Genomic DNA, 8,176 nt, shown 5'->3' on the forward strand with positions numbered 1-8,176 from the left:
TACTGGCCGAGCACGTAATCGACGAACCACCGCTGGTCGAGCATCTCGAGCGTGCCGTCCGCCCGCATCGACTCGATCGCCGCGTTGAAGGGCTCGACCAGGTCCGAGCCGTTCGGGAAGATGAAGCCGAACTCCTCGGTGCCGAGCGGCTCGCCGATCATCTGGAGCCGGTCGGGGTTCGCCGTGACATAGCCCTGCCCGCCCGCGCTGTCGGCCAGCACCATGTCCACGTCGCCCGCCATCAGCGCCTGGATCGCGGCGGGGATCGTCTCGAAGAGGACGAGGCGCGGGTTGGCCTCGTCGCCGTCGAGCACATCGTAGACGCCCACGTAGAAGGGCGTCGTGCCCGCCTGCGTGCCGATCAGCAGCTCGTCGTTCGCGGCGAAGCTCTCGGCGCTGTCGAAGCGGTCCTCGCCGGCGGCGACCAGCATCCGCATCTGGCTGACCATGTACGGCGCCGAGAAATCCACCAGCTCGTCCCGGTCCTCGCGGATCGTGATGCCGGTCATGCCCATGTCGTACTGGCCCTCGGAGACGGCGGCGATCATCGCGTCCCACGAGATGTTCTCGATCACGGGCGTGATGTTGATGCGCTCGGCGATGATCTGCAGCGCGTCGTATTCCCAGCCGATGGCGTTGCCGGTGCCGGGCTCGATGAACTGGAGCGGCGGATAGGCGTTCTCGGTCACGACGACGACCTCGCGGCCCTGCAGGTCCGGCAGGTCCTGGGCGGCGGCGGAGGGCGGAAGCACCATGGCGGCGAGCGCCAGGGCTGCGGGAAGGCGGAACATGGGTGGACTCCCTGGTGGCGTTTCGTTCGCGCCAGTATGGCGCGGGCGCCGGCGGCGGCAAGTGGGGCCGCTCAGATCGACCCGCAGACCTTGCAGCCGGCGCGCCGCTGCACGCGGATCGCGCGCATCTCGCCGTGCAGCGCATCGTAGATGAGCATACGCCCCTTCAGCCCCGCGCCCGCGCCGGTCACGTGCTTCACCGCCTCGAGCGCCATCATCGAGCCGACGACCCCCGGCAGCGCGCCGATGACGCCCGTTTCGGCACAGGTCGCCGCGAGGCCCGGCGCCGGCGGCTCGGGGAAGACGCAGGCGAGGCAGGGCGCGCCCGAGGCCGGATCGTAGAGCGTCACCTGCCCCTCCCAGGCGCTGATCGCACCGGCGAGAACCGGGCGTCCCGTCGCCACCGCCGCCCGGTTCACCAGCGCGCGGGTGGCGTAGCTGTCCGTCCCGTCGAGGATCAGGTCGTAGTCCGCGAACAGCGTCTCGGCGATGTCCCCGGTCAGCGCGCGGTTGTAGGGCCGGACCTCGACGTGCGGATTGAGCGCGGCGATGGCCGCCTGCGCCGAGAAGACCTTCGGCATGTCGATCCGCGCGTCGGCGTGGATCACCTGCCGCTGGAGGTTCGAGAGCGCGACCGTATCCCCGTCGATCACCCCGATCCGCCCCACCCCCGCCGCCGCGAGGTAGAGGAGCGCGGGCGAGCCGAGGCCCCCCGCCCCCACGACCAGCACCTTCGCCCGCTTCAGCGCGAACTGCCCGCCCCCGCCGATGTCGGGCAGCGTGATGTGGCGGGCGTAGCGCTCGAGCTCCTCGTCGGTGAAGGGGCCCTCATGTTCGCGCGGTTTCGCCTCTTCCCGCGCTGCCTCGACCACTTCCGCCCGGCCGCGCAGCCGCTTCAGCCCGGCCCGGTAGATCAGCACCAGCACCACCCCAGCCCCGAGCAGAAGCCACAGCGCGGGCGAGCCGCCCGTCATCTCGCGCACCGGGTGCCCCTCGGGCAGCGCCACCTGGACCGCCAGCACCACGACGTAGAGCAGGCCCAGCATGTTGAGCCGCGCCGCCACCGGCACCCGCATCAGGTGGCCGATCCCCCAGATCAGGGCGCCGAGGAGCAGGACGAACAGCATCAGCCCACCCCGGTCGAGCCGAAGCCGCCCTCGCCCCGCAGCGTCGCGTCGAGCGCCGATACCGTGACGTAGTCCGCCTGCACCACGGGCGCGATCACCGCCTGCGCGATCCGGTCGCCATGGCCGATCCGGTAGGGCTCGGCCCCGAGGTTGACGAGCAGAACGCCGAGCGGCCCGCGATAGTCGCTGTCGATCGTTCCCGGCGTGTTCGGCAGCGTGATCCCGTGCTTCAGCGCGAGGCCCGAGCGCGGCCGGATCTGCATCTCGTAGCCCGCAGGGATCGCGACGCGAAGGCCCGTGGGCACCACCCGCCGTTCCATCGGCTGCAGGACGAAGCCCGCCGCGCGCTCCGCCTCGGGCAGGTTCGCGCGCAGATCCGCGCCCGCCGCGCCCGCCGTCGCGTAATGCGGCAGCGGCACCTCCGGGTCGGCCCAGTCCTCGCGCAGGACCTCGATCAGAACGGACAACGGCAGCTCCTTCATCTTTCCTGAAATACGCGAATGCCCGGTCAGCCCAGGGCGGCGGCGATCCGGGCGGCGAGCCTCCGCGCGGTCTCGTCCTTCGAAAGCCGCGGCCAGGCCTCGGCGCCCTCGGCGGTGATCAGCGTCACGGCGTTCTCGCTCCCGCCCATGATGCCGGTGCCGGGCGAGACGTCGTTGGCCACGATCCAGTCGCAGCCCTTGCGCGCGCGCTTGGCGGTGGCGTTGGCCTCCACGGCCTCCGTCTCGGCGGCGAAGCCCACGACGAGGCGCGGGCGACCCGCCTCCATCTTCGAGACGCTGGCGAGGATGTCGGGGTTCTCGCCGAAGGCGAGGGTAGGCACCGCCTGCTCCGCCGTCTTCTTGATCTTCTGCCCCGAGGCGTTCTCCACCTTCCAGTCGGCGACGGCGGCGGCGAAGACGGCGGCCTCGGCGGGGAGCGCGGCCTTCACCGCCTCCAGCATCTCGTCGGCCGTCTCGACGCGCACCACGCGCACGCCGCCGGGCGGCGGCACCGTGGCGGGTCCGGTCACGAAGGTGACGCGCGCGCCGAGATCGCGCAGCGCCGCCGCGAGGGCCGTCCCCTGCGCGCCGGATGAGCGGTTGGCGATGTAGCGCACCGGGTCGATCGGTTCGTGCGTCGGCCCCGAGGTCACGAGGACGTGCCGCCCCGCCAGCGGCCCCGCGCCCAGCGCCGCCTCGATGGCCGCGATGATCTGCGGCACCTCCGACATGCGGCCGGGGCCGAACTCGCCGCAGGCCATGGCCCCCGCCTCGGGCCCCACGACCAGCACCCCGTCCCCCGCGAGCGTCGCGAGGTTCCGCCGCGTCGCGGGATGCTCCCACATCCGCACGTTCATCGCGGGCGCGATCAGCACGCGCTTGTCGGTCGCCATGAGCAGCGTCGAGGCGAGGTCGTCGGCGTGGCCCCCCGCCATCTTCGCCATCAGGTTCGCCGTCGCGGGCGCCACCACCACGAGGTCGGCCGCGCGGCTGAGCTGGATATGCCCCATCTCGGCCTCGTCGGTCAGGTCGAAGAGGTCGCGGTAGACCTTCTCGCCCGCCAGCGCCGAGACGGTCAGCGGCGTCACGAACTCCTCCCCCGCCTTGGTCAGGACGGGCACCACGCGCGCCCCGCGCTCCCGCAGGCGGCGGATCAGGTCGAGCGCCTTGTAGGCCGCGATGCCGCCGCCGATGATCAGGAGAATGCGCTTTTCGGCCAGCATGTCGGGGTCCGTCGGATGCACCGGGGCGGAGGTTAGGTCCCGGCCCCCGTGGGGGCAATGCCGAATTGCGGAACGAGCGGGCAGGTCCCGCCCGGCCCCATCTCGGCCTCCATCGCGAAGAGCGCCTCGAGGTCCCCCGACAGCCGCGCCAGCGCCAGCGTGACGCAGACCCGCTCCTCCGCGTAGGTGCCCCAGTCGGCGGCGGGCAGCCGCTGGCCCGCCTGCGCGCGGGCCACCATCTCGGGCGGCGCGGGGCCGAGGGCCACGTAGTCGGCGAACCCCTCGTTCACCCAGCGCGGCATCCGCACGATGCGGAGGGGGCCGACCCGCTCGGCCACCATGAGATGCGTGATCTCGTGGACGAGGTAGTAGACGAGCGTGCGCGGCGGGGGCACCGCGACCCCGTCCCGCACCAGCCGGTCGCGCGGCAGGTTTGCGTGGCGCAGTAAGACGTTGCGCGTCGAGGCGACCGGGTAGGTCAGCCCCGAGGCGCGCGGGCTGCCGCTGAAGAAGAGGCGGACGGGCCAGCCCTCCTCAACCAGCCAGACGTCGACGGGATGCCTGGGCAGCCCGAGGGGCGAGCCCGCGAAGGCCGCCGTCACCGCCTCGGCCAAAGGCACGGCCTCGGGCGGCAGGGGCGCGGCGGCGTGGAAGGTCACGAGGCCCGCACCGGAGGAATGGCCGAAGAAGACGCCCGGCCGTGCAAGAACGGCGAAGAGGCCGACATAGGCCGCGAGCGTCAGGCAGAACCCCGCGAGCGAGACGCGGAAGAGGATGCGGAGGAGCCTGTCGCCGGACATGCGGGCAGGATCGCGCGCCGCGTCCCCGAAGGCCATTCAGCGAAACGCCGCGCAGGGGTCGGGGCGGTCGATCGGCTCGGCCACGGTCCAGAAGTCGAAGGGCACGGGCCCGTCCGGCGCCGCCTCGAACTGGCCGAGCGTCGTGACGGAGACGCCCTCCGCCGCGATGGCGAGGAGCGCGGGCACCCCCTGGTCCCGGCGGGCATGGCCGTTGCCGGTGATGACGACGACCGGCGCGCCGTGCGCCTCGAGCGCGGCGAGGGCCGCCTCCGCCAGCATCGCGTCGCGCAGCCGCTGCGCCTCGACGAAGCCGGGCAGGATGTCCCCGGGCAGCGCGCCGCAATGCGCCTCCTGTTGCTCGGCCTCGCGGGTGGCCTGGTCCTCGGGGTCGAGCGGCCGGTCGAGGCCGAAGCGCGCGGCGTCGGACCCGAAGGCGGCGGCGGCGCCGGCTCCGAAGGCGGCGCGCGCATCCTCCCGCGGGACCTCGGCGCCGTAGAGGGGCAGGTCTTCACCGAAGGCGAGGAGCGGGTAGTACATCGCGAAGTCCGGCCAGCCCGAGGCGTCCCAGTCGAGCGCGGCGCGGAGCGCGCCCGCGTCGGCGGCGAGGTCGGGCGTGACCAGCGCCGCCTCCTCCGGGGTCAGCATCTCGAAGACGAGCGCCGTCGGGGCAAGCGCAGCGATCGCAGCGGCCTGAAAGACATGGTGCGCCGGGTTGTCGTGAACCTCACCGAGGATCACGACATCCGCACCGCGCGAGGCCACGGCGAAGGCTTCGGCGTCGTCCACAGGCTCGGCGTGCAGCGGAGCCGCCCACACCAGCGCTGCGGACACCGCCGCCGCGCCGCACCGGAAGCTTCGGTGAAGAAACCTCAATCCGCGAACGCGATCAGCGTCGGCGGCGCGGTCGGCGCTTCGGCCACGTCGGACTGCGCCCCGCCCGCCGGTGCGACAAGCAGGAGGCTCACCCCGAAGAGCACGGCGATCAGGCCGAGCGGGGCGTGGAGGATCAGATTGCGAGGAATGACCGGACCTCCTTCGACTGCGCCTCGAGCGTCTTGCGCATCTTGGCGAAGGCGGCGGCCTCGAGCTGGCGGACCCGCTCCTTCGAGAGGCCGAGCTCGGTTCCGAGGCTCTCGAGCGTGCGCGGCTCCTCGCGGAGCTTGCGCTCGCGGACGATGAAGCGCTCGCGCTCGTTGAGGGCGCCCATGGCGGTCACGAGCCAGGTGCGCAGCGTCTCGGTGTCGTGCTGATGCTCGACCGCGTCGGCGGCCTGCACGCTGTCGTCCTCGAGCGTGTCGATCCACTCCCGCCCCTCGTCGTCGACCGACTGCGTGGCGTTCAGCGAGTAATCGGACCCCGCGAGGCGCCCCTCCATCATTTCGACGTCATGCAGCGGCACGCCCACCTCGGTCGCGATCATCTGGCGGAGCTGGTGCTTGTCGAGCGACTGGCCGTTGGCCAGCGCCTCGCGCTCGAGCCGGGCCTGGACACGGCGCATGTTGAAGAAGAGCGACTTCTGCGAGGAAGTGGACCCGGTGCGCACCATCGACCAGTTGCGCATCACGTAGTCCTGGATAGAAGCCTTGATCCACCAGACGGCATAGGTGGAGAAGCGCACGCCGCGATCGGGGTCGAACTTGTCGGCGGCCTTCATGAGGCCGAGGCCCGCTTCCTGGATCAGGTCGTTCATCGGCGCGCCGTAGCGCTTGAACTTGGCGGCCATCGAGATGGCGAGGCGCATGTAGGCGGTGACGAGGCGGTGGAGTGCCTCTTCGTCGCGGTGATCGCGCCACGCGTAGGCCAGTTTCAGCTCGGTCTCGGCATCGAGGAGTTCCGCCTTCATCGCGCGACGCGACAGCGAATGTTCTCCACCCATATCAAGTGCCATGTCGCACCCCCGGTTGAATGTCCCTGATGGTATCGCAAGCAGTGTTTATGCGTGTTACGCAGCGAAACGCCGGTCGGTTCACTCTGAGGGAAAGAAAATTGCGGTTGCCTGCCCTCACCCTCGTGATCGGGGGCGCATCCTCCGGAAAATCGGCCTTCGCCGAGCGCCTCGTGATGGCCAGCCGCCTCGCGCGGGTCTACATCGCGACGGCCGAGGCCTTCGACGCCGAGATGGAGGAGAAGATCGCGCTGCACCGCGTGCGGCGCATGGGCGGCGGCTGGCGGACGGTGGAGGCCCCGCGCGACCTCGAGGGCGCGCTGATGCAGGTGGAGACGGGCGAGGTCGTGCTGGTGGACTGCGTGACCTTCTGGCTTACGAACCAGATGCTCGACGCGGCCGATCTGACCGAGGAAACGGACGTGCTGATCGACGTGCTCGACGCGATGGAGCAGCCCGTGGTGATCGTGACCAACGACGTCTCGGGCGGGATCGTGCCCGACAACGCCATGGCCCGCGCCTTCCGCGCCGCGCAGGGGCGGCTGAACCAGCGCCTCGCCGCGGAGGCCGACCTCGTCGTGCTGGTGACGGCGGGGCTGCCGCAGGTGCTGAAGGGCACGCCGCCTCCGCCGGAGGAGGGCGACGACCTCATGGGCGGGCCGTGGTAGCGCGACTCTGGTGGGTGCGGCACGGGCCGACGCACGAACGCGCCTTCACCGGCTGGCGCGACGTGCCGGCCGACCTTTCGGACCACGCGGCGCTGGCGCGCCTCGACGCGCACCTGCCTCGGGGCGCGCTCCTCGTCTCCTCGGACCTCGCGCGGGCGCGGCACACCGCCGACCGGCTGGGCGATGGACGGCGGCGCCTGCCCGACGCGCCCGGCCTGCGGGAATTCGACTTCGGCGCCTGGGACGGGCTGACCTTCGACGTGGTCGCCGCCCGCGACCCGGAAATCTCCCGCGCCTTCTGGGAAAACCCCGGCCCCGTCGCCGCACCGGGCGGCGAATCCTGGGACGGCGTCGCGGCCCGCGTCGCAGCGGAGATCGAGGCCCTCGCCCGCCTGCATCCGGGCGCGGACCTCGTGGCGGTGGCGCATATGGGCGTGATCCTGACGCACCTGCACGCGGGCGGCGGCCTCGACCCGTCCGAGGCGCTCTCGCACCGGATCGAGCCGCTCTCGGTCACGCGGCTCGACCGGGCGGGGGCGGGCTGGCGCATCGTCGGCATCAATCACCTGGCGTGAACGCCCCCATCACGCCTTGCCGATTGACGGAACGCGTGGACCCGTCGCCAATGCCGCCATGACATACCGCCTGCTCATCGGACAGAGATCCTATTCCTCGTGGTCGCTTCGCGGCTGGCTGCCCTTCGCCGCCTTCGGCATCCCCGTGGATGTGTCGGGCGCGAAGCTCTACTCCGACGGCTTTCACGCCGAGGTCGCGGCATTCGGCGGACACCGCTCGGTGCCCGTGGCGCGGACGCCCGCGGGCGGTGTCCTCACCGACAGCATCGCCATCGCCTGGCACCTGGCCGAGGCCTTCCCCGACCGCGGCCTCCTGCCCGAGGACGGCGCGGACCGGGCCGAGGCGCAGAGCCTCATCGCCGAGATGCACGCGGGTTTCGCGCCGCTCCGGAGCAACTGCCCGATGAACCTGCGCACCGGCTGGGCGGGTTTCGTGCCGCCGCCGGACGTTCTGGCCGACCTCGCGCGGATCGAGCGCATCTGGTCCCGCGCGCTCGACCGGTCGGGCGGGCCCTGGCTCTACGGCGAGTTCACGCTGGCCGACGTGTTCTATGCACCCGTCGCGACACGGATCGCGACCTACGGCCTGCCCGTGTCGGAGACCGCCCGCGCTTACGTGGAGCGG

10 protein-coding genes are annotated in these 8,176 nt (G+C 72.0%); 3 read left to right on the forward strand and 7 right to left on the reverse strand.

Annotated features, from left to right (window positions below):
• The 7 genes from ACTS11_RS04065 to ACTS11_RS04095 all read right to left on the reverse strand — a co-directional run.
• Window positions 1-791: substrate-binding periplasmic protein (locus ACTS11_RS04065; RefSeq protein WP_442639064.1), on the reverse strand; the 791-nt coding region annotated here is incomplete at its 3' end.
• A gap of 71 nt (window positions 792-862) precedes the next feature.
• Window positions 863-1,918 (reverse strand): HesA/MoeB/ThiF family protein, encoded by a 1,056-nt coding sequence (locus ACTS11_RS04070; RefSeq protein WP_442639065.1) that lies wholly within the window; start codon window positions 1,916-1,918, stop codon window positions 863-865.
• Window positions 1,918-2,400, reverse strand: coding sequence for a dUTP diphosphatase (dut, locus tag ACTS11_RS04075; RefSeq protein ID WP_442639066.1), 483 nt, complete (start codon window positions 2,398-2,400; stop codon window positions 1,918-1,920). The genes ACTS11_RS04070 and dut overlap by 1 nt, the downstream gene beginning before the upstream one ends.
• 26 nt (window positions 2,401-2,426) lie before the next feature.
• A complete protein-coding gene (coaBC, locus tag ACTS11_RS04080; protein ID WP_442639067.1) occupies window positions 2,427-3,623 on the reverse strand; it encodes a bifunctional phosphopantothenoylcysteine decarboxylase/phosphopantothenate--cysteine ligase CoaBC in 1,197 nt (398 codons plus the stop codon).
• Window positions 3,624-3,655: 32 nt separating this feature from the next.
• Window positions 3,656-4,423: a hypothetical protein gene (locus ACTS11_RS04085; protein WP_442639068.1), complete on the reverse strand. Its 768-nt coding sequence runs from the start codon at window positions 4,421-4,423 to the stop codon at window positions 3,656-3,658.
• Between the two features lie 36 nt (window positions 4,424-4,459).
• On the reverse strand, window positions 4,460-5,254 hold the full coding sequence (locus ACTS11_RS04090) for a ChaN family lipoprotein (protein WP_442639069.1): 795 nt from the start codon (window positions 5,252-5,254) through the stop codon (window positions 4,460-4,462).
• A 175-nt stretch (window positions 5,255-5,429) separates the two neighbouring features.
• Window positions 5,430-6,311 (reverse strand): RNA polymerase factor sigma-32, encoded by an 882-nt coding sequence (locus ACTS11_RS04095; protein WP_442639070.1) that lies wholly within the window; start codon window positions 6,309-6,311, stop codon window positions 5,430-5,432.
• A gap of 98 nt (window positions 6,312-6,409) precedes the next feature.
• Between ACTS11_RS04095 and cobU the strand changes: the two genes are divergently transcribed.
• From cobU to ACTS11_RS04110, 3 genes are all read left to right on the forward strand, one after another.
• A complete protein-coding gene (gene cobU / locus ACTS11_RS04100) occupies window positions 6,410-6,976 on the forward strand; it encodes a bifunctional adenosylcobinamide kinase/adenosylcobinamide-phosphate guanylyltransferase (RefSeq protein WP_442639071.1) in 567 nt (188 codons plus the stop codon).
• Complete coding sequence (locus ACTS11_RS04105; RefSeq protein WP_442639072.1) at window positions 6,970-7,551, forward strand: histidine phosphatase family protein; 582 nt, start codon at window positions 6,970-6,972, stop codon at window positions 7,549-7,551. The genes cobU and ACTS11_RS04105 overlap by 7 nt, the downstream gene beginning before the upstream one ends.
• 58 nt (window positions 7,552-7,609) lie before the next feature.
• Window positions 7,610-8,176 (forward strand): glutathione S-transferase (locus ACTS11_RS04110; protein ID WP_442639073.1); only part of this gene is annotated, 567 nt, incomplete at its 3' end.

It is taken from the genome of Roseicyclus sp. (genome assembly GCF_052168335.1).
Lineage (GTDB): Bacteria > Pseudomonadota > Alphaproteobacteria > Rhodobacterales > Rhodobacteraceae > Roseibacterium.

Bases quoted from the DNA above. Each gene is read 5' to 3' on its own strand.
- dut (WP_442639066.1), bottom strand. From the start codon at position 2,400: ATGAAGGAGCTGCCGTTGTCCGTTCTGATCGAGGTCCTGCGCGAGGAC.
- coaBC (WP_442639067.1), bottom strand. From the start codon at position 3,623: ATGCTGGCCGAAAAGCGCATTCTCCTGATCATCGGCGGCGGCATCGCG.
- ACTS11_RS04095 (WP_442639070.1), bottom strand. From the start codon at position 6,311: ATGGCACTTGATATGGGTGGAGAACATTCGCTGTCGCGTCGCGCGATG.
- ACTS11_RS04070 (WP_442639065.1), bottom strand. From the start codon at position 1,918: ATGCTGTTCGTCCTGCTCCTCGGCGCCCTGATCTGGGGGATCGGCCAC.
- ACTS11_RS04085 (WP_442639068.1), bottom strand. From the start codon at position 4,423: ATGTCCGGCGACAGGCTCCTCCGCATCCTCTTCCGCGTCTCGCTCGCG.